The organism is Ruegeria sp. HKCCD3925 (assembly GCF_057221175.1).
The window spans coordinates 1-19324 of record NZ_JBWVBI010000001.1; the positions used below are offsets into that span (position 1 = coordinate 1).

Below are 19324 nucleotides of genomic sequence, written 5' to 3' on the forward strand. Positions count from 1 at the left end.
GAAGCAGGCATTCACAATCACGCTTTTCAGTTTTGCACCAAGCCATTCACTAGGACATGCGCGACGTTCAGGAAATCATGTTGTCTGCTGTAAACGACTGAATTGGGCTCGGTGCCATCGTTGTCTGCTGTTAGCATGATTGGCCGCACGCAGCCCGAAGCGGACATTCACAACCAGACTTTGCAATTCCGGCTTAGCGGACTTAGAACCAATTCGCTGCGTTTGCTCGATTGTCGGCAATTTCGCCAGTGGTTGGACTAGAATCGAGCTTTCAGCGAGGCCTTCGAATTTTGCCGGTCATTCGCAAGCCATCACGAATGTTCCGTCCCATCATCGTGAGATTGGTTGCCCCAGCAATCAATTCAATCACCTGTACCGTGTAAAATGTGCTGTCGAATTCGCCAGCAGCGGCTTTGCCGGCCAGAAACCAAGCGGCAGGTACGAGGATCAACAAGCCGTTCAGCGCGATGACGGGCATTCGGTTTTTCTTGGCTTTCGTAAGCGCGTCCTTGCGTTTCCGACCCATTGCCATGCCCGATCCGCCAGCAATCGCCATTGCCGGGATGAGGATGAACATGCCTTTTAGGATCAATGCCTTGACGGTCGCGACTGTTTCATGGCTCGCAAAGAGTTCGCTGGTGGCCGTTGACGTCCAGAAGAGGAGGATCATCACAAAGCCGATGCCGCCCGCGATGGCGTGAATCTTTGTTTTCATAGCGGTTCACTCAAATTGGCTTTTGGAAAGGACTACGTCAGGCCGTGCACCAATTCGGCACCGCAACCTTCTCGAACAGATGGGGGGCGGTCACCGCGCTTGAGGGATAGTGGCTGAGCTGCTGCTGAAACTCGGGGTTTGAAAACGCGGCGCGAAAGTCCGCCACAGCCTCCCAGACCGCGTAGTTCATATACATGCTGCCGTCACCAATGGCTTTATGCAGCTGGGTGCTGATGTAACCTGGCTGCTTTTTCATCCATTCGGCATCGCTCTTCCAAGCTTCAACCAAGGCGATTTGGTCAACAGGATCGACTGTGAAGAGATTGACGAGAACGACGGGTCCAGCGTCGACGCCCAATTGCCGTTCAATCGGAAACTCCGGGTCTAGGGGTTTGAAACTTACCATTGCAGTACTCCTTGAAAGCAACTTCATTTTGGTGTCATGTTGTCATATTTAGGAAGCACCAAGCACAATGACAATATGTTGTCAAATAAAATGAGGAGTCGATATGCCTAACGAGCGAAGGACCGAAGCAGGAGAAGCCGTGACAGCCTTGATACTGGATGTGTTTCGGCTGAACGGTCGATTGCAGCTTGCCGGTGATCGGCTCGTATCAGAACTGGGTCTAACAAGTGCCCGATGGCAGATCCTTGGTGCCATTGCCTATTCTGATCGACCGGAATCCGTTGCCTGGCATGCACGGACGATGGGCGTTCACCGGCAGGGCGTACAACGGATCATCAATGAATTGAGCAAAGAAGGCATGGTGGAGTTTCAGCCGAACCCACACCACAAGCGTGCGCACTTGGTTGTCATGACTCGAAAGGGGCAGGAGTTATACGAAGCCGCGATTGCGAAGCAAATCCCATGGGTGAATGAACTCTCGAAAGGTCTGTCGCCAGATGATATTGCAACAGCGCAAAATGTTGTTGACCATCTCAAAACACGCCTTGAAGAAACCTCAACGCGACAAGATCAGAGTTCGACCCAAAGCTGACACTCGTACAGAGTGCAGCATCGAACGTTCTGGGCTCGAAGTTGTCGTTCTCTTCGGTGTGCGGATTGGCTGATGGCAGCCTTAGGCGGACATTCTCTATTAGGCTTTGCATTCTCTTAGATGCGGACAAAGCTGTCGTTATTCGAATCTCTAAAGACGAAATAGAAAATGCGTGATAGCTCCAGATTATGGCAACGATAACTGCGCGAAATCGACCGTCCATCCCTTACGCATTTGCGGTTTTTGGTGTTCTTTTTGCTTCAATCTGTTTCGGACTGGTTCCCTATTTCAGCCGCAGCCTGACCGAACAGGGCGTCGCACCCTATGCAGTCGCATTCTACCGCTACATTGCTGCGGCGATTCTTCTGCTTCCTGTTCTCATTTTGCACCGAAAAGAATGGCGAGAGATCACTTGGGGTCTTTCAGCCGGAGCCGTAATGGGGCTTGGTTGGATCGGATATGCAACGGCGCTGGAGAAGCTGCCCGCATCGACAGTGGGTGTGCTTTACATGACTTATCCGGTGTTCACCTTAGTTGTCGCTTGGGCTGTGTTTGGCGATGCACCCACGCGACGCGCCATGTTGGCCGCTAGTCTGATTGTGGTGGCAGCTGTCATTGCTGGCTCGCCTGCGTCAGTGGCTGGGGAACATCTACCAACGCTGCTGCTATCCCTTGCTGCCCCATTTGGGTTTGGCTTCGGAATCTGCGTCCTGGTTCACAGGTTGTCACGGATTGCGCCATTGGCACGCATCGCGTCAGTTTCTCTGGGGTCTGTACTGGGCCTTGCACCGCTCATCCTTGGCGCTGAAGTTGGAGAGCTGCTCCCAGAGGAACAATCCGATTGGCTTCTCATTGTTGGTATTGGATTTGTCACCGCGTTCGTGCCCCAACTTATCTATACGATCTGCTCGCCCGTAATTGGGGCTTCTCAAACTGCGGTGGTCGGAAGCATAGAGTTACCCACGATGTTTGCTGTTGGATTTCTCGCCTTTGGCGAAACCATTGCTTTACCTCAAGCCTTGGCATGTGCGTTAGTTCTGGGTGCAATCGCGATCACTAGAAGCCGCAAGACGCGCATTCACTTTTAGGCACGTAGTTTCCGAGATGAGCAAAGGAGCCGGCTTTTGCACGAGGCTACACCCGATACCAGTTTTCAACGTCTCGGGCCGCTTCCTCGACTGTAAAAGCGGCCTTTATCTCAGCGATTGCACACCGTACATCATCCGGGCTTGCCCTGAGTTCTGGGATGTTCGCCTCAATTTCATGGGCTGATGCAGTATCTGAAAAAATCGTATCAACCCCAATTCTGATGGCGTTTCGGTGTTGCAGTAGGTGCTCAAAAAACCGCACGTAAATCATCTCCTCGTACGGAGAATGACCATCCGCTTCAGAGATCAAGCCCAATTCTGCGGCCTTGGCAGACGTCAAACGCCAAGCCAGTTCCATTGTGGATGGTGGCGCGTCCCTGGCCTCATCAGGATGTCTGGGGTTCGCAAACGTAGATCTTCGAATAGCTTCGAGATTGGCACGCAAGTTCTTTGTGGGAACCGGATAGATGAATGTGGTTTCCTTGGAAGCTAAGACTGGTTCAACCTGATCCGTCTGTGTCTGGATGAACTCGGAAAACCTGTTTCCGATGATGGGGACTTCACCGATAATCATGTCGTTGGGATCGGTATTCGCTGCCAGCCATCGCGCAAGGGCTCTCCGGCCCCACAATCCGGCTGCCTTTCGGACCAACGGATGAGTTCCATCCGAAACATCTGGATAACTTGCGAGTATGTCGTCGGTCTGAAACGAAGCGAGCCCTGTATCCCAACGCATGATATGCACGCGACGTCCCAAGGAGACCGAAATCGATATCTGCTGGCGCAGCAGGAACGACTTCCCAGATGCTGGTAGTCCAGTGAAGAACACCATGCGGCAACGACGTGCAGCATCGGCCAGGTGTGTTCTAAGCTCAGTTTCCGAAAAACTGTCGATAGAAATTGCGTATCTCCCAATTTGGTGTTGGCCACGGGCCGCAGCGGCGAGCGTTCACCACCCCCAGGATTGTTGCCCAAGAAATCCGGCGATTTCAAAGATGATTAGTCAACTTAAATTGTCCTAAGCCTGAGTTTGGCGTGATCGGATTGCTCCACTGTGTTCAATCGCAAGCTGCCACTTGACAAGTATTTAAAATAATATAGTTTTATCTAAACTATTTAGGTATATTCAAATCATGCCCTGTGCTGATGGTGCTTTCTCGGCACTAGCTCACCCCGTCAGACGACAGATGTTGGATCGGCTTTTAAGTGGCCCAACCACAGTGAACCAGTTGGGATCGGATCATAGGCTCTCACCAGGTGCGATTTCTCAACATCTAAAAGTGCTTGAGCAGGCGCACATGATCCGCAGGACGTTAAAAGGTCGACAACATCACATCGAGTTGGACGAGAGGGGATTTCTACCGGCGTTATCATGGGCTGAAAAATACGCTGCCTTTTGGGGTAACAACCTTGAATCGTTGGGGGCGTTCCTAGCTCGCGAGAAGACTGATGAACAGTGAAGCTGCATCTGACGTCAATGAAGTGAGCGTTTCAGCCTGGTATCCTGTAGACGTCCATCAGGCATTCTGCGCGTGGACCGAACCCTCGAAAATCGAGCAATGGTTCGGCCCCAAAGGTTATCGTGCGGAGGTGCTCGAAATGGATGTCAGGGTCGGTGGAAATTGGCGTTTCAAGATGATCTCGCAATCTGGCGAAGCCTCGCATCACCGGGGTCGCTATCGATCAATCGAACCTGACAATTTTCTGTCCTTCACTTGGGAAATCGAAGAGGAAAAAGACCTGACAGTAGGGCGCGAAACGCTTGTAAGTGTCCGGTTTACCCCTGAGCACGGTGGCGCTCGAGTGACGTTGGTGCACAAAAAATTACCCACACGCCAAGCCAAGCAAGCCCTCGAATTCGGATGGTCCAGCGGGTTTGAAAAACTAAAGCGGCAATTTAGGGGCAAGATGACTGACAATATCAACGGAGGCTGTGCCTGCGGTGCGGTAAGATATGAATGTCGCGCAAAGATCGAGTTTTCGTTCAATTGCCATTGCCGGAAGTGTCAGCGGGTCACAGGCGGCGGTCATTCTTCTGCGTTCGCAATCCCTAAGGCTGAGTTCAAAGTCTTAGGTGTCATTAAGGAATTCGCCTCTCCGAGCGACAATGGTGCGATCACCTACGCAGGGTTTTGCCCAGAATGCGGTTCGCCATTAACCAGTCGAACTGAGAGATTTCCTGAACGCATATACGTTCATGCGGCTACTTTAGACGACCCTTCTAAATTCAGCCCGGCATTCGTTGTATTTGGTGAAATGGCGCAGCCTTGGGACGCACCCCACGAACACTTGACGGATGCGATGCGCTAGGCTGCACAACTCGCACATTGTTTCGCTTGCCTTCGACCAAACACTGATGATCAAGGAACTGGCCAGGCTTCGCACTAGGGTTTAGTCCCGCTGTTCTATTCTATGCACAGCACTGGCGGGTCGCAGCCCGAAGCAGGCATTCACAATCACGCTTTTCAGTTTTGCACCAAGCCATTCACTAGGACATGCGCGACGTTCAGGAAATCATGTTGTCTGCTGTAGCTGAAGCACTCTCGAATGACGTTAATGCGGACAAAGTAGCCGTTTGGTTTCACCACCCAGTGACTACCTTTCGATAAAATGAAACTAAGACCAATAGAAAAGCACTTTCCCATAAGTTGGGGGATGGCCCACTCACAAACCACCCCCCCGCCGCACTGGACTGCAATTGTCCAGGACGGTTGACTAAAATCGTTCAATTGCGGTTTCAACTTGGCCGCAAAACTTATCAATATCGCGCTTTAGCATATCGCTTTCTCGGGTCTCATCTCTGACCGCAGATAGTTCATCTACAACAGCTCGCAAATCTTCTTCTGGAGCTGCCTCCGCGATGCGCACCAAAGCTCGAATAAGGGCGGACGTTACGAGGCCATTACCCCGGGCAGCGCGTCGTAGAGCTGGCATCGAGTCGTGAAACAGTGCCTCAGCCGTGATGGACGGGTAGATCACCCGCACGTTTCCGCCATCATCCCGATACACACCCGTGCAGAGCTTTGACGACCACGCTCGAGCCAGAGATGCCGATAGACGGTCGATGCAGACTATTGCGGTAAACGTGTCGTTGACACCCGGCGACAAAGCCCGAAGTGCGATTTCAACGAGCAGATGGACAGAAAAGCGGATATCTCCGGTAGGATCTCGCGCGGGGATAAACGGAGCTGCCGCTTGCACAAGATCATCGAGGCTCTCGTCACTGTCACCATAAACATTGGCCAAAGTGTCCGTTGGAACCATGAAGTCACCTGGCTGCACATCAAAAACGACGACGGCTCCTGCTTCCTTGGCGGCACCCACCAGACCTTCGGTATTGATCGAGTTCACATATCCAGTGCCCGAAGCCGAGACTTGGCGCTTTTCTCCCTCCTCAGGGACCGCCTCTGAAGATGGAATATCTGCACTGTTTTCGATTGAGGTGCTCACTTGGCGATCCAATGCTTCAGAAATCCGCGCCGCCTCCTGATCAATGGTTACACGCGTCGATACTGTATGAACGAAGAGCAGCAGCAAAAGAACTGAGATGATCGAATAGACTATTCCAATCGCAATGGCCAAATTGACGGATGTGTCATCGCGTATCAGCCACAAGATCATCAAGCTGTACAAAAACGTCGCTCCAAGTGAGCCAACTGCAATCTGATTTACCCTGTCTTCGCCAAAGCGCTGCAAGAGCCTGGGCCCAATAGATCCAGCTGCCAAGGTGTAGACCAGCAAAACAATGGAATAGACCATGACCAACGCGGACATGGATGCTGCCGAGATTGAGCTTAGAACATCACTCGCAGTACGATTAGAAACGCTCAGCCAATCAGAAGCGGACCAACCCCAACTCACGAGCGCTTGCTCTGTCTTGAAGACAATCCCAGCCACTAAAAGCCCTGAAAGACTAATGGCGGCAGGGATAGTTAGGAACCCGCGAAAGTACCTCACTAATTCTCTAGGTGTTTGCATTCCGGTCCCCATTTACAACACGAGCTTTGTTCACAAACCCAGCTCTACGAGAACCGGTCGGCCGCTTTTTTCAAAGCACTCTGCATATCGCTCCATGCAGCCTCGTAGCCCTTTTTGACATCTTCCCAGGCCTCGTCGCTAGTCGACTTCAAATCATTCAGTTGAGCCTCTGCGTCAGATCTTGCCTTGTAGAGCTTGCTGAGCTGCTCCTCGAGCTCGAGTTTGGCGTCCACTTCGGCCACCTTCAGCTTGGCTTCGAGAACATCAATCTGGGCATTCCAACTATCCAGTTGCAGCTGTGCCTTTTTCTCATACCCAACACGTGTCATCGTTTTTCCTTTCTTCGCAAACCTTGGTTCAAATCGAGGGGAGTCGCCAATTAGGCCGCAACAATTGCCTTGAGCATCCAGACCGCTTCTTCATGCTTCGCCATCCTGGCATTCATCAGATCCTCTGTAGCTCCATCGCCATAACGGGCAGCGGTCGCGGCAGTCTCACGCAGGTTCCGAGCAATCGCTTCGTTGTCTGCGACCAATTGTTTGATCATGCCCTCTGCATCTTTAACCGTCTCTTCTTCGGTCAGCTTGGCTTGGCTAACCATGTCCGTGAACGAGATCGGTGCCACCTGACCCAACGCACGCACACGCTCGGCCAATTCATCCGCAGCTTCGAACAGGTCGCGATACTGACGCTCTGTCAGTTCATGGATCGGCAGGAATAGCGGGCCCACGACGTTCCAATGTGTGCCTTGTGTTTTCACCATCAGGACCATGGTATCGGCCAGTACTTCCGTCACCGCATTTGCGATCCAGGCGTTCTTGTCGATGCCTGTGTCGTTGGTTTCTTCCTGAACTTCAGACTTCAAAACTTGCTGTATCATTTTCACTCCGTTTCGTTGCTTGTGGAGTAGAACCTAAGAGCGAAAAGCTATTTTTCAATTAAAATCATATACTTAATATAGGTATCCGACACATCATGGGGCGCTTCATGATCCTGGGTATCCAGCCCAACATGCCAACATTGATGTAGACACACAGGCCCATTGCCATACATGCTTGGAGTAACTGACGTAAGCTACTGAGGTCATGCCAGTGTCTGATCAAAATCGACCACCAAAGCGCACGGAAAAACTACAACTGATGCTCGACCTCGAAGAGCTTAAAGCCATCGATGATTGGCGGTTCGAGAACAGATTGCCTTCCAGAGCGGCCGCCATTCGAGAACTCATCCGTCGCGGTCTGATTTCCAATGAGTTTGAAGAACCACCTACTGATGCGCCTTCCGGTGAGTTTCGTGTTGTGGATGAGTGACAGGAACATCCACAGAGCACCAAGCGAAAACCATGTTTGATTTAGGTGATGTTCAATTCTCACCCTCGCGCCGGTAGTTGACCAACCTGGCGCGCCGCGAACACGTTGGGGAAGATTAGGAAGGACTGTCTTCAGAACTAATTCTTGGCGCCAGACTATCCCTCACATCGGTACTGGCTCCCGACTCGCTCTCAGCGTCAGCAAGCGAAATTGCTTCATCTTCACCGACAGCAAGGACGGCAGTTTCAGGCGTAACCACCCTTGCAGGAGCGCTGACCCTAAATGCCGTCTTCTCACTTTCAGGTACGGCTGACTTGGCCATAATCCGCCAGACCGTAAACACGATCATCAGGCAATGCGCTGCCACAGTTGTCATGAATAGGCCCTGTGGTCCTAATCCAGTCATTGCTACACCTGCTATCAGCGGCCCGGCAATCGATCCCAGCCCGTAGACCATCAGCAACCCGCCTGAAACCTGAATCGAGGTGCCTGGCGGTGCATGGTCGTTCGCATGCGCAACGATGATTGGATACATCGCAAAAATTGCAGCGCCAAACATCCCAACCAAAGCAAGGTTCATGACGCGAGACTCCGGCGCAAGAAGGACGAAAGCCAGGTCCGAAGCGAGAGCCACAACCGCTGTAAACAGCAAGACTTTACGCCGGTCCATTCGATCACTTGCAAATCCAATTGGGACTTGCGCAAGAGCTCCGGCCAAAACCGGAATACTCGCGAACAAAGCAATTGCAGTAAGTGATAGCCCAACGCGATCCGCATACACCGCAGCAAGAGTCCCAAATGCTGCATTTGAAATGCCAACAAGAAAGACCGCGGCGACCGCAACTGGTGAGTTTCGCCACAATGCCGGTAGGTCGAGACGCACAGATGTCAGGGGGGCTGGCGATGCCGAAGTTGACAGGGCTGTTGGTATAAGCGCCAAGCAATACACCATCGCGCCAATGGCAAAGAAGATGAAACCCGTTGCATCTCCCAGTGAGATGGCCATCTGACCAGCCGTCACCGCACCCAGGTTGACCATCGTGTAGACGCCAAAGACTGTACCACGCGTATTGGGTTCAACCTTATCGTTGAGCCAAGATTCGACGATCATTGCTGCGCCAGCAAAACAAAATCCGGAAACTGCGCGCGACGGTATCCAAGCCCACGTATCCACTACAACGGCCTGGAAAAGGATCGTTACGGCGGCGAGAGCACACATTACGCCGAAGGTTCGAATATGCCCTACTGCCCCAACAAGCCGTGGCGCAACAAGGCATCCTGCTACATAGCCAACTGCCCACCCTGTTCCTAAAAGGCCGAGAGAGCTGGCGGAAAAACCCTCGAAGGATCCACGAACGGGAAGTATCAGACCGTGGACACCACCTGCGAACAGAAGAAGCCCTGATCCAAGAAGCAGCGCTGATATCGGTAAGAGCTGTCGGAACATCGGTTCCAGCCTAATGTCAAACTGGGAAATGAGAAGCTATTTTGCTTGCAAACGCGTTTTGGCGAAGGTGATCAAGGCTTTCTGTGCAGCAGCTTGGTCAACCTTTGGCAATCTACTTTTGCTACAACCACTTTGAAATTTTGAATACGACGTAAAGTGCAATTCCGATGGCAGCCGAAGCCAGTGTCAGCGCCCAAAACGCAAAGGGCGCACTCAAGCCGGGCATGCCAGCCACGTTCACACCAAACAGACCAGTCAGAAATCCGAGCGGCAAAAAGATCGCGGCCACGACAGACAATAGATAGCCGTTTCGAGCAAGCGCATTCGCGTGTTCGGCGTTCATTTGCTCCTGAAGCGCTGTCAACCGGTCCCGACTTGCATCCAGTTCCTCAAGTGTACGGCGAGTGCGGTTCGCGGTTTCATTGACCAATACAGATGCGTCGCTGTGAACTACGCCACTTCTCAATGAGGATAGAGCATCGAGTGCATCGCGTTGCGGACTGATATAGCGCCGAAGTTTGATCACCGTTTGCCGCAATCGCGCAATGCGCTCTGGTTTGATTTCATTTCCTGTAAGCCCGATCTCTTCGAGAGAGTCTGTCTCGTCTTCAAGTTCAAGCGAGACAGCCTCAATCCGCTTTGTGAGCCCCGCAGCAAGTTCTGCCAAAAATGCACCAACACTTTCTGGCCCGATACCGCTTTCGGCTTTTAGACGAAGACTGTCTGCTACCCAGACTTTGCGCACACGGGCAGATACGATGGTTCTTTCCGTGGCCCAGAGCCTTAGAGAAACCATATCCTCCGGAGACGCATCAGGGTTCAGGTTAACGCCGCGTAGGTTCAAGATGATGCCATCGTCGTGCATATCACATCGTGGTCGCGTTTCCGATTGAAGCAATGCTTGCGCGGCTATGTTTGGCAGTTGTTCGGATGCCCATTGCTTTAAGCCGCTGTCGACGAGGTCGAAATGAATCCAGCGGTAACCGTTTTGCTGCCTTGCAAAGGGTTCTGGCCAATCTGAAGAGACGGGGACTGCTTGGCCGGCTACTATATCGAACGCGCAGATGGGAGTGACTATTTGGGTGTTCATTGGCAATCCTATTTTGCGCCGATTGGGAAGCCAATGCATACCAAAGATTGCGCTCGGACTGTCCCCTAAACTGGACAGACCATAAATGGTTTAGCGACCTATGCCACTATTGGTTACTGGCAAAACTAGGCGCTTTGAACACTAAGAATACCAAGGTGCGTTCATCTTTTGAAAGGTATCAGGTATCCGATCAATCCGATGTGTGATGGGTCATTTCCCTCAGCGCTTCCAGTTCAGCTTTATCGTCGTCGTGAATACGCGCGAGGATTTCTTTGCTGCTGACGACCGCAAACGGATCCCCTCGGCGTGTGACAACAAGGTTCCTGAAACCGTGTTTTGCCATAAGGCTAAGAGCCTTTGATAGGCTGGACCCTGAAGCACAAGTGATAGGCTTTTCGGTCATCCAATCGCTAACGGTTTGTTCATAAAATGAAGAGCCGGAGTCGGCGAGACACAGCAGAATATCATGATCAGTGATAATCCCAACTAGCTTGTCATCTTCAAGAACAGCGAGCGCATTCACATCCAACAAAGCGATGGTTACAGCCGCGTCAAAGACTGTCGTGTCGGCACTACAAAATGGGCGTTGTTTAAATTTCTGAGCTTCAACTACTTTAGCGACAGTCACTGAGTAGACTCCTTAAAATATGCCCAATGCTAGTTGGATTATAGCACGACGCGGGGCGATTTCCCGCCCCGCACCAATTTACTGGATTGCACGCAATCCGCGGCTTTCCAGCACCTCCCAAGCGGCAAGCCCGATCAGCGCCGATCCCGCTATCCATGCATTAGCCGTCGCCACAATATGGCCCGTGAAGTTCAACGCCGCCGGCGCCACGATCAACAGGAACCCCAGTGCCGATACCGGAGCCACCCGTGCGAGAAGGTGGCTCCGGCCGTCAGCGCCGGACATGACCAGAACAACAATGCCAGTTGCCATGAAGGCGATTGCTTCAAGTTCAGCCATGCCCTGCAACAGTGTTTCCTCACGAAACAGGACAAAGGGGGACAAAACCAACCAAATACCCATCGCGGCAAGCAGCCATTTGTGGGGCGGGATTGGCTTCCTCATAGCCGTGACAACCTTTGCTTACTGATCACCTGTGGGACCAGAGAGAAGTTCTGCGTCAACGGCGGCAACCAATTCGTCGTCATTGATGAAACCATCAGCATTCGCGTCGATCTCCAGGAAGAGATCATCCGAGACTTCAGGATACTTGGTCTGAAGCTCTGCCAGCGACGCCAGGCCATCACCGTCCATGTCAAGATCAGCGGGCATGGCGAATGCCGGAACAGCAAACAGCGAAGAGAGAAGAGCAACAATAGAAACTCGACTCATTTTGTTTTCTCCATGAGAAAATGGGCTTCTTGCCCATTGTGGGGTTGGTGCAGCGCTCCGGTGTTGGTGGCAAATCCACAGGGGTCAGATTGCAACGGTTCCTCAGCTCGGGATCTCCACTACAAAATGAGAAATGTTGATTAGCGTTCCGATCTGGCGGGGGCACTTTCGCGCTACACTCGGTGTATCGCACGAAATATTTATGTTGAAAAACGAATTTTATTCTCGGATGATATTCAAAAATGGAATAAATAATCCTTGGATATCGAACAAGCTCGAACCTTTCTGGCCGTTGTTGAAACGGGCACCTTCTTTGATGCTGCGAAAAAGGTCCATGTCACCCAATCTACGGTGAGCATGAGAATTCGGACTTTAGAGCAGCAACTTGGGCAAGTGCTTTTTGACCGCAGCAAATCTGGCGCAGCGCTGACGAATGCGGGACAACACTTTCTCAAACACGCACAGTTGCTTGTGCGAACCTGGGCACAAGCGAAGTTGGACGTTGGTCTCCCTGTTCCAATAAGAGCAGCGCTAGAGATTGGCGCCGCACCCAGCCTTTGGGACGGATATCTTATGGGGGCTTTACCCGAATTGATGGAAACGCTGCCAGACGTTGCCATACGGGCCTCCGCAGCTTCTTCCGAGGCTCTGTCGCGGGAGATCGAAGAGGGCGACCTCGACTTGGCCATAATGTACCAGCCTCGACGGGCGTCGGGATTGTCTGCCCTCCAATTATTCCAAGATGAATTTGTTCTTGTAAGCAGCGGTCCCATCGGTCTGCCGAACGAGCTGGGAGACGCGTACGTTCTCATAGATTGGGGCCCCGAATTTAAGGCTGAGCATTTATTGAATTTTTCAGAGCTTGATGCACCTCGTCTTCAATTGGGTATCGGGACCCTGGGCCTTCAGTATTTGAAGTCCATTCCATCCGCCGGCTACTTTCCAAAAAGGGTCGTCGAAGCGGAACTTGGGAGTGGTCAATTAAGCTTGATAAAGGAAGCCCCTCGGTTTGCCTTCGCAGCGTATGCGGTTTTTGCCCAAGATGACGAAAGTGAGCTTCCTGGCCAAGTCGCCCGGATGTTTCGCAGCATCGCGCGTTCGTTTGGTTGAACACCTCATACTGATCGACCCACTGCTTCATTACCAAGGATGCTTTGTCGGTTGGTTCTATTCAACCGTTGCCACGCAAAAGGCATAGCCGCGATAGCTTGATCTCGTTCATCACCAAACTAACCTTATGTTAGGACAGTTGAAATTTTGGTTTGTTTATGAGTGAAAGAGAATGCAAGTTTCAAAAAACGGTGGAATTGCCTGAGCTCAAAGATGCTTTACACAATGGCGTATGCGATCACTGCGGTGCAACTGTTTCAGAGTTGATACCCCTGGGACAGGTCCTAGAGATTTGTGGCCAGGAGTATTGTTTTGACTATGAGACTGGTGAGGCCGTTGATATCGCGGTTGCTTTATGCCCCACCTGTCACGAAGCCAATCATTTAGATGCGCAGCTACTGCATAACCCATGCCACGTCTCTGCAAGGCGTAGCCGGGAAAACCTGGAGTGACTATTGGTATGCTAGTTTGACAGCAAAATGAACGTAGTCGCCCATCAATTTCTTAAGCTATATTTTTGCAATTTTAAGTTTCCTGTGATCGTAGGGCCGTGCCAGCGAATATGCCCGGAATACAGCAAAAATAGGCTTCTGTTGCGACCCGTACCAAAGACTTTGCAAAGTCCGCTTACTGCGCCTTGCCGTCGTTGGGGCATCGCGCAGCATCGGCCATGCTGCGACTCATTTTCTGCGTCCCTCTGGGTAGGTATTCCCAAGTCTGGAGACGTTTAGCGGTTGCTTCATCAAGCGAGGGTCAACCCCTTGTGCCACCGCGTTTGACAAGATCACGTCTAATTTCTCTTCGAGTCGAGCGATCTTTTTCTGTTGTTCTTCCATTATTGCAGCGGCGTTTTTTGGTGCCTTTCGGGTCTTCTTACCTTTATCTGTTTCTCTTTTGCGCGAGAAGGCCGCGGCTTTGTCTAGGTAGGCCGCATGAATGTGAGGGTGTTTGAACAGCTGCTTAGATGAGATTTTGACAACCTTGGATTCAACTTTACTGTGTATTTTGTTCTGGGTGATTTCGCCCCTCATTTGACCAATTAGGACCAAAATTTTATCCACTTTTTCGGGCGTAAGCTTCACGTCAAGTTCCCCGTGGTTCGAGAGGTTTCAAGCTCTGCCAGCTTTTTTTCGATGATCCGTTCAGCGTGGCTGAACTCGATCAATGGGCCGAGGTCGGTATTGCGGATCAGAGTCCCTTCGTTTGCCGGATCCATAATGGCCTCAGCGAGAGCTTGGCTACGAGCGTGACTATGTTCGATAGCCTCTATGGTTTTTTCATTGACCCGCATTCCTTTAGCCTGGCGAGCACGCAGGGTCTCAAGAGATTTCTGATCTCTTTCCGCATCTCTAAGGAGCTGATCAGCGGCTCTTTTGGAACCGCCTAGGCATACCAGTCTAGTGCATGTTCTACAGGCACCAGCTCGGTCGCAAGGCTCTTGATTGAAACGACGATTGCAGTACCCGACCGCTGTTGAATGCATGTGCATTTTGAGATTGGCTGACGTGTAGGCTGCGTTTTCTACATCCGAGTCATCCACGACCCTGATCTTCGGTAATTTCTCGTCCTCATAGCCTCGCCTGATTTGTTCGACTTGATAAAGCTTGTCAGTGTGATCGTAGTATGGGTTCTGCATAGTACTCGCGCGCCCAGACCAATAGGCGATGTGCGCCTGAGGCACGTTCGCCCGCTGAGCCAGTGTATTCAGGTAATGCCGCATCTGATGCGTCGTAATCTTGGGGTATTCGCCGTTGGGCAGACGGATATCTAAACGTTCGAAGATAGAGGGAATGGTAGGACGATTGCGACCATCCCTTAGAGCCCGTTGTGGTCTACCAGACAGGACAAGGTCGAGGATGACAGCGCTCAATGGTTCAACCATGTATTGTCTGGTGATTGCACCCTGATCAAACTGGTACTTTAGGCTTACGCAAAGTGCACCACCGTAATCTATTGAAGACAAGTCGCTGTAAATAGGCCACCCGTTTGGTAATTCATTTAGGCAACTACGCTCAAACTCGGAAAAGCTGTAGACTCCTATTTTTTCTTTTCGGATCGAAGTGATCCTCTTTGCTCGAAGCCAGCGATCCAATCCTTGTACAGATTCGATACCGGTTATTTGCGAGATATCCGACCGGGTAATCTCTCCCGAAACATGCAGCTTAATGAGTTCGGGTGGAACAAAAACCCTGCCAGGGTTTTCCATCATCCATTTTGCCAACTCTCGCGCCGGCTCGGTATGTTTACGGATCCGCGCAAGCGCCAACTGAGCCACGGGCTTCATTTCTTTAGGCACGAACTTGATCATTGGTTTCCCGCCCTTCACTGGCCACCATCTGAGGCCAGATTTGAACCGGACGTCATCACCGAATGGAACATCTGGATCGACGTAGCCTTCCCCTGGGTTGTCCACTATCTCGGCCTCAGCAGGTAGAATAAAGGCTTCTTCCTTTCTAGAAGGGGTGCACATAAGCAGGGCGGCGATGCTCATTCCAATTTGGTCACGCGGAGACTTCGCCCTCCGAAAGGCTTCTCCTACGCATGCCACTTCCGCCTCGGTCAGGCTGCTACGTTGAAAATGCTCGTTTACCCTGCTGCGAAAGCGATCATCCCTTAGCGCAGGATGCCACCAGTTCTTCAAATCACATACGATTCCGGCTGCATCGAGTTCTCGTGCGATAGATCGCATTGTCTCCGCTGCTTTACGCTTGTGTGATTTGCTGGCCATCTCAACAACCCTATCCAAGTCTCTCTTGGCTATCTGGTCGGACAAACCAGAACGTCCCTGTTCGGAAAGGATCTGATCTAAGTAACGACAAAACTTCACTTTATGCCTGAAGATGTTGGTTTTTTGAGCGATGCCGATTTTCGAAGCATTTTCATATAGTTGATAGGCGAAGTATGCCTTTACGACGTCCCCGAACGGCTGTGCCATTGCATATTCAATTTCATTTGCAAGCGATGAACTCTGGCCCGCATGGTGGAACGCAATTGTCGTCGAGGTTGAGTTTCTGGTGAGCCTAACAAAGGCCGAGATGTTCCATTTCGGGTCCTCCCAAACGAGGTGTTCTTTTACACGCGGGTCAAAAATCGAGAGTTTCTTCGCCTTAATAATGTATTTTTCAGCTGCAATTTGTTGCTTGGACTTGAAATGCATCGTCATTCTGCTTCCTCTCGGTCATCGCGAGCATGAAGCTGCGATACTTTTGCGGCAAGAACCGCAGAAATGTGCCGATTGAGTTCGCGCGAGTATTCATCATCACCGTACTTTTTTGCTTCAGCTTTCCTGCTCGTTAGAAGGTGTAATATCGGGTCAAGTTCTGAGTTGATTGAGAGATTGAAGTGGCGGCAGAGAAAGCACGCGTAGGGGGCTGCAAGGCTTTCAAGGGCGTTGCAGCCCCCGGAAGCGCAGGCGCCTATTTCTGGGACGCCATCGACTTCTGTGGCCGTAATGGTTGCACCGGCTTCGTATTCGTCGGAGTTGTTTTCGATCACTTGGCCGAGGAAACGACCAGCCACATGAATCATCTTCCCATCTAGAAGACTGGACATCAGCTGATGGTGTCGCGAGGCTAATTCGATATAGGCTTCACAGCTTGTTGGGCTCTTGTGGTGAAGCCATGCTGCGATTTCTTCTGCTGTGCACCCCCTAAGTGCCATAATCGTCGCGATTGTATGACGCTCCCTCGACTGAGTGAACACCATAGAACTACCGGTGCGGGGGCTAACCAGTTTTAAACTAGCCAAAATGCCTTGATATCGTTCTCGTGCTAAGGCTCCGGTCATGTGCCCTTGATACCTAGCCGCAATTTGACCGTTGACTTTCTGTGAATTTTCAATGTCGTTAGCGTTTTTTCTTGTGAGAAAGATTTCTGTTTGCGCAGGAAACAACGGTCGATTGTCATCCCACTCGCAGGCGCGAACACCATCGGTTAACTCGTCCAGATATGCTTCCAGAGCATGTGTTAACAACATAGGTGCAGGGCGCTTTGGGCCGTGGCTTCTGGCTCCAGTCCCCTTTTGCTTTAGCATTTCAAACCTGATTGAGGTTTCTTCCCCATGGTGTCTGGGAGTTCTAACGTCCCCAAGTTTCAGGTTTGCGACCATGCTGGATCTCTGCCCGTAAAGCCGGAAGAATTGAGTAAGAACATATTGGGCATTGTTGATTTTGTCTGTTTCGTATGCCTCTTGAAGCTCTCGATCTACCATTGCGATTTCACCATCCAAGTAGGGGCCTGAAGCCGGATCGAGAGTCAGAATGCTTGCTTTTTCGTTTTCAACTTTTCGGAATGTGCCGACGAGTTCTGCCGCATCCAGTGCAATCCCCGGAAACTTCAGCTCTTGCCATGAAGAAACTATGTTTCGCATGCCATAATCGTTACTACTTGGATCATCCAATCTGTAGGCCGCAATATCAACACGCGTGATCGCATCGATTACATTTTGACTGGAATTCCTGATCCAAACACACGGTCGTTTGAAGGAAGTCAGTTCGCTTTTGATTGAAGATGCAAGGTTAGTCTCAAGCCGGTAAGCGACTACTTCCTTGAGCGAGCGTTTCATTAGTGGGGACAGTGTCTCATCGCACCATTCAAAACTGAAAGTTGCAGTACCCCCTGTTGCACTTAGCTCCCAGTAATCGGAAGTAATATCGAAAGTTTCACCGTTGGCAGCTCGGCGGATATTGGTCGGGCGCGATGCTGGAATGCCGTGATGCCATCGTTCATGCTTGTTCATTGCTTATCTTGCTTCTTTGCTAAGGCTTGTTCGGCCAATTTTTCGCGATGATCGAGAAGGCTGATGTACTCACTTGGTTTTGAGTCACTTGTGTCGCGGAGACTCGTGTCTATCGCAGTAGCTCGAGCTTCCTGTTCCGCCCAGATTGTTCGCATGCTATTCGCAGCGCCAATGTCGGACTCTCCTCCAAGGTAGCGAGAGATCATCTGAGATGTTTCCGACCACCCAAAGTGATAGGTGAAAACCTTTCGAGCTTCTTCGCCGCTGGTTCCAAGTTCGTTTAGAAGCTTGGCCATTTCTCGAGCCTTCTTGTGTCGCATAGGGTGCGGCGTCAGTTTTCGAACTCCGGCTGCTCTGGAGGCGTCTCTGAACACATCGTCAATTGCGGTCTTGGACATGGGCTTGCCATACTCAGTGGGATCACGTGCCAAGTTCACAAACATGAAGGAGTTTGAGTTTCTGCCGCTTTGAAAATCTATGTCGTCCCTCAAATCCATCCATTCATCGAGGGTCTCGATCAGCAACGGCGACGATTTCAAACTGATTTTCCGGTCGAAGGTCTTTGCGTTTGGCTGACGTTTCCTAGGGTCTTCTGGGTCATTGTGGCGGCGAACGACCTCGATCAAATCATCTTCGCTCTTATAGTCTTCGGTCTTCATTTGACCCAACTCGCCAGCGCGCAAACCAAGGTCGGAAAACATCAATAAAATAAGGTAGTTTCGTAGTGCTCGAATTCGGTTCTTGGGCCAAACATCATACGGATTGCAGATCGCTAACCACAGGGAAAAGCGATCTGCGGCTTTCTCATGATCGTATGCCTTGATCCGGCTTTGTGGCATACCTTTACGTAGCTTTCGAAAGAAATGCGCATAGCTCCCTGGCACTGTGTGGTAGCCGCCGTCACTTAGCTTGATCGCTGGTTCCAAGAGCTGTTTGCGACGGCACGGTTTCTGTTTGGAAACTGGACTTGGTTTTTTTCGAAGCAAGCGATTGCCATATTCGCCGAGCCACTGGAGGTATTCTTCAATACCAATCTGCCGTTGGATTATTGTGCCAGCTTGAACGCTTCGCTCTTCCAGACACTTGGTAAGAAACTTCTGCTCATTCATGGGCAAAACCCACGCCAGCTTACGCAAATCCTGGATTTGAAAATTCAGGAAGTAGTTTAAGTCTGCGACTTGCTCTAAGCTCAGGCATTCTCCATCTAGCATGATGGTGTAAAGGTCGATATCTCGGTGAATTGCCCAAAGCTCGAGAATGGTGATGTGAGACAGTCGAGTGGAAATAGTATCAGGGGTGTAGTTCCGCTGACGTGTCTCGCTGACAACCCAAGCCCAAGGCCACAGAGCGATGCTGCCATCTTCTCGGTAAATCGAAAATCGGGTTTCGCCAGCTCGAGTTTGGGTATGTTTCACAGGTTGTCGGCCTAGTGTTGAAATGGGCTTCAAGGGTTTCTCCGAGGCAGTGGATGGTCTCCAAACGATACTCGAATGGAGGCCAATCTTCAACTTT

21 protein-coding genes are annotated in these 19324 nt (G+C 51.2%); 6 read left to right on the plus strand and 15 right to left on the minus strand.

What is annotated here, in order from left to right:
- Positions 1–271: 271 nt before the first annotated feature.
- Positions 272–715: a hypothetical protein gene (locus AC2TEM_RS00005; RefSeq protein WP_480855918.1), complete on the minus strand. Its 444-nt coding sequence runs from the start codon at positions 713–715 to the stop codon at positions 272–274.
- 37 nt (positions 716–752) lie between these two features.
- On the minus strand, positions 753–1148 hold the full coding sequence (locus AC2TEM_RS00010; RefSeq protein ID WP_480855919.1) for an antibiotic biosynthesis monooxygenase family protein: 396 nt from the start codon (positions 1146–1148) through the stop codon (positions 753–755).
- Between the two features lie 112 nt (positions 1149–1260).
- Here AC2TEM_RS00010 and AC2TEM_RS00015 point away from each other — a divergent pair, with 112 nt between their 5' ends.
- Both AC2TEM_RS00015 and AC2TEM_RS00020 read left to right on the plus strand, forming a co-directional pair.
- Entirely contained in the window at positions 1261–1713 is a 453-nt protein-coding gene (locus tag AC2TEM_RS00015) for a MarR family winged helix-turn-helix transcriptional regulator (RefSeq protein ID WP_480855920.1), read from the plus strand.
- A 188-nt stretch (positions 1714–1901) separates the two neighbouring features.
- A complete protein-coding gene (locus AC2TEM_RS00020; protein ID WP_480855921.1) occupies positions 1902–2801 on the plus strand; it encodes a DMT family transporter in 900 nt (299 codons plus the stop codon).
- Between the two features lie 46 nt (positions 2802–2847).
- Here AC2TEM_RS00020 and AC2TEM_RS00025 read toward each other — a convergent pair whose 3' ends face one another.
- Positions 2848–3633, minus strand: coding sequence for a DEAD/DEAH box helicase family protein (locus AC2TEM_RS00025; RefSeq protein ID WP_480855922.1), 786 nt, complete (start codon positions 3631–3633; stop codon positions 2848–2850).
- Positions 3634–3934: 301 nt separating this feature from the next.
- Between AC2TEM_RS00025 and AC2TEM_RS00030 the strand changes: the two genes are divergently transcribed.
- A complete protein-coding gene (locus tag AC2TEM_RS00030; RefSeq protein WP_480855923.1) occupies positions 3935–4261 on the plus strand; it encodes an ArsR/SmtB family transcription factor in 327 nt (108 codons plus the stop codon).
- Positions 4251–5111 carry a GFA family protein gene (locus AC2TEM_RS00035; RefSeq protein ID WP_480855924.1) on the plus strand — a complete coding sequence of 287 codons (861 nt, stop codon included), beginning with the start codon at positions 4251–4253 and terminating at the stop codon, positions 5109–5111. The genes AC2TEM_RS00030 and AC2TEM_RS00035 overlap by 11 nt, the downstream gene beginning before the upstream one ends.
- A 405-nt stretch (positions 5112–5516) precedes the next feature.
- Here AC2TEM_RS00035 and AC2TEM_RS00040 read toward each other — a convergent pair whose 3' ends face one another.
- Genes AC2TEM_RS00040 through AC2TEM_RS00050 form a run of 3 tightly spaced genes read right to left on the minus strand, consistent with a single transcriptional unit; the run spans position 5517 to position 7659 of the window.
- Positions 5517–6779: a DUF2254 domain-containing protein gene (locus AC2TEM_RS00040; protein WP_480855925.1), complete on the minus strand. Its 1263-nt coding sequence runs from the start codon at positions 6777–6779 to the stop codon at positions 5517–5519.
- Between the two features lie 44 nt (positions 6780–6823).
- Entirely contained in the window at positions 6824–7108 is a 285-nt protein-coding gene (locus tag AC2TEM_RS00045; protein ID WP_480855926.1) for a sll1863 family stress response protein, read from the minus strand.
- 50 nt (positions 7109–7158) lie between these two features.
- Positions 7159–7659 (minus strand): Dps family protein, encoded by a 501-nt coding sequence (locus tag AC2TEM_RS00050; protein WP_170416161.1) that lies wholly within the window; start codon positions 7657–7659, stop codon positions 7159–7161.
- A 205-nt stretch (positions 7660–7864) separates the two neighbouring features.
- On the opposite strand from AC2TEM_RS00050, the gene AC2TEM_RS00055 reads away from it, so the two are divergent.
- On the plus strand, positions 7865–8089 hold the full coding sequence (locus AC2TEM_RS00055; RefSeq protein ID WP_170819353.1) for a hypothetical protein: 225 nt from the start codon (positions 7865–7867) through the stop codon (positions 8087–8089).
- A 115-nt stretch (positions 8090–8204) separates the two neighbouring features.
- Here AC2TEM_RS00055 and AC2TEM_RS00060 read toward each other — a convergent pair whose 3' ends face one another.
- The 5 genes from AC2TEM_RS00060 to AC2TEM_RS00080 all read right to left on the minus strand — a co-directional run bounded on the left by AC2TEM_RS00060 (position 8205) and on the right by AC2TEM_RS00080 (position 11965).
- Positions 8205–9536 carry an MFS transporter gene (locus tag AC2TEM_RS00060; protein WP_480855927.1) on the minus strand — a complete coding sequence of 444 codons (1332 nt, stop codon included), beginning with the start codon at positions 9534–9536 and terminating at the stop codon, positions 8205–8207.
- Positions 9537–9657: 121 nt separating this feature from the next.
- Positions 9658–10665, minus strand: a complete 1008-nt coding sequence (locus AC2TEM_RS00065) for a zinc transporter ZntB (RefSeq protein ID WP_480855928.1) — start codon at positions 10663–10665, stop codon at positions 9658–9660.
- Positions 10666–10816: 151 nt separating this feature from the next.
- On the minus strand, positions 10817–11254 hold the full coding sequence (locus AC2TEM_RS00070; protein WP_480855929.1) for a CBS domain-containing protein: 438 nt from the start codon (positions 11252–11254) through the stop codon (positions 10817–10819).
- Between the two features lie 78 nt (positions 11255–11332).
- Complete coding sequence (locus AC2TEM_RS00075) at positions 11333–11698, minus strand: SPW repeat domain-containing protein (RefSeq protein WP_170332113.1); 366 nt, start codon at positions 11696–11698, stop codon at positions 11333–11335.
- Between the two features lie 18 nt (positions 11699–11716).
- On the minus strand, positions 11717–11965 hold the full coding sequence (locus tag AC2TEM_RS00080; RefSeq protein ID WP_480620897.1) for a hypothetical protein: 249 nt from the start codon (positions 11963–11965) through the stop codon (positions 11717–11719).
- 258 nt (positions 11966–12223) lie between these two features.
- Here AC2TEM_RS00080 and AC2TEM_RS00085 point away from each other — a divergent pair, with 258 nt between their 5' ends.
- Positions 12224–13075 (plus strand): LysR family transcriptional regulator, encoded by an 852-nt coding sequence (locus AC2TEM_RS00085; protein WP_480855930.1) that lies wholly within the window; start codon positions 12224–12226, stop codon positions 13073–13075.
- A gap of 680 nt (positions 13076–13755) precedes the next feature.
- Here the strand turns inward: AC2TEM_RS00085 and AC2TEM_RS00090 are convergent.
- From AC2TEM_RS00090 to AC2TEM_RS00105, 4 genes are read right to left on the minus strand one after another with little or no spacing between them, the layout of a single operon-like run.
- A complete protein-coding gene (locus AC2TEM_RS00090; protein WP_480855931.1) occupies positions 13756–14157 on the minus strand; it encodes a hypothetical protein in 402 nt (133 codons plus the stop codon).
- On the minus strand, positions 14154–16238 hold the full coding sequence (locus tag AC2TEM_RS00095) for a hypothetical protein (RefSeq protein ID WP_480855932.1): 2085 nt from the start codon (positions 16236–16238) through the stop codon (positions 14154–14156). The genes AC2TEM_RS00090 and AC2TEM_RS00095 overlap by 4 nt, the downstream gene beginning before the upstream one ends.
- Positions 16235–17812 carry a site-specific integrase gene (locus tag AC2TEM_RS00100; RefSeq protein WP_480855933.1) on the minus strand — a complete coding sequence of 526 codons (1578 nt, stop codon included), beginning with the start codon at positions 17810–17812 and terminating at the stop codon, positions 16235–16237. The genes AC2TEM_RS00095 and AC2TEM_RS00100 overlap by 4 nt, the downstream gene beginning before the upstream one ends.
- Positions 17809–19227, minus strand: a complete 1419-nt coding sequence (locus tag AC2TEM_RS00105; RefSeq protein ID WP_480855934.1) for a site-specific integrase — start codon at positions 19225–19227, stop codon at positions 17809–17811. The genes AC2TEM_RS00100 and AC2TEM_RS00105 overlap by 4 nt, the downstream gene beginning before the upstream one ends.
- Positions 19228–19324 lie beyond the last annotated feature (97 nt).

What these genes read in the sequence shown, in the direction of transcription:
- AC2TEM_RS00005 (WP_480855918.1), bottom strand. Translation starts at nt 715, where the DNA reads ATGAAAACAAAGATTCACGCCATCGCGGGCGGCATCGGCTTTGTGATG.
- AC2TEM_RS00010 (WP_480855919.1), bottom strand. Translation starts at nt 1,148, where the DNA reads ATGAAGTTGCTTTCAAGGAGTACTGCAATGGTAAGTTTCAAACCCCTA.
- AC2TEM_RS00020 (WP_480855921.1), top strand. Translation starts at nt 1,902, where the DNA reads ATGGCAACGATAACTGCGCGAAATCGACCGTCCATCCCTTACGCATTT.
- AC2TEM_RS00025 (WP_480855922.1), bottom strand. Translation starts at nt 3,633, where the DNA reads ATGGTGTTCTTCACTGGACTACCAGCATCTGGGAAGTCGTTCCTGCTG.
- AC2TEM_RS00030 (WP_480855923.1), top strand. Translation starts at nt 3,935, where the DNA reads ATGCCCTGTGCTGATGGTGCTTTCTCGGCACTAGCTCACCCCGTCAGA.
- AC2TEM_RS00035 (WP_480855924.1), top strand. Translation starts at nt 4,251, where the DNA reads ATGAACAGTGAAGCTGCATCTGACGTCAATGAAGTGAGCGTTTCAGCC.
- AC2TEM_RS00040 (WP_480855925.1), bottom strand. Translation starts at nt 6,779, where the DNA reads ATGCAAACACCTAGAGAATTAGTGAGGTACTTTCGCGGGTTCCTAACT.
- AC2TEM_RS00045 (WP_480855926.1), bottom strand. Translation starts at nt 7,108, where the DNA reads ATGACACGTGTTGGGTATGAGAAAAAGGCACAGCTGCAACTGGATAGT.
- AC2TEM_RS00050 (WP_170416161.1), bottom strand. Translation starts at nt 7,659, where the DNA reads ATGATACAGCAAGTTTTGAAGTCTGAAGTTCAGGAAGAAACCAACGAC.
- AC2TEM_RS00055 (WP_170819353.1), top strand. Translation starts at nt 7,865, where the DNA reads ATGCCAGTGTCTGATCAAAATCGACCACCAAAGCGCACGGAAAAACTA.
- AC2TEM_RS00060 (WP_480855927.1), bottom strand. Translation starts at nt 9,536, where the DNA reads ATGTTCCGACAGCTCTTACCGATATCAGCGCTGCTTCTTGGATCAGGG.
- AC2TEM_RS00065 (WP_480855928.1), bottom strand. Translation starts at nt 10,665, where the DNA reads ATGCATTGGCTTCCCAATCGGCGCAAAATAGGATTGCCAATGAACACC.
- AC2TEM_RS00075 (WP_170332113.1), bottom strand. Translation starts at nt 11,698, where the DNA reads ATGAGGAAGCCAATCCCGCCCCACAAATGGCTGCTTGCCGCGATGGGT.
- AC2TEM_RS00080 (WP_480620897.1), bottom strand. Translation starts at nt 11,965, where the DNA reads ATGAGTCGAGTTTCTATTGTTGCTCTTCTCTCTTCGCTGTTTGCTGTT.
- AC2TEM_RS00095 (WP_480855932.1), bottom strand. Translation starts at nt 16,238, where the DNA reads ATGACGATGCATTTCAAGTCCAAGCAACAAATTGCAGCTGAAAAATAC.
- AC2TEM_RS00100 (WP_480855933.1), bottom strand. Translation starts at nt 17,812, where the DNA reads ATGAACAAGCATGAACGATGGCATCACGGCATTCCAGCATCGCGCCCG.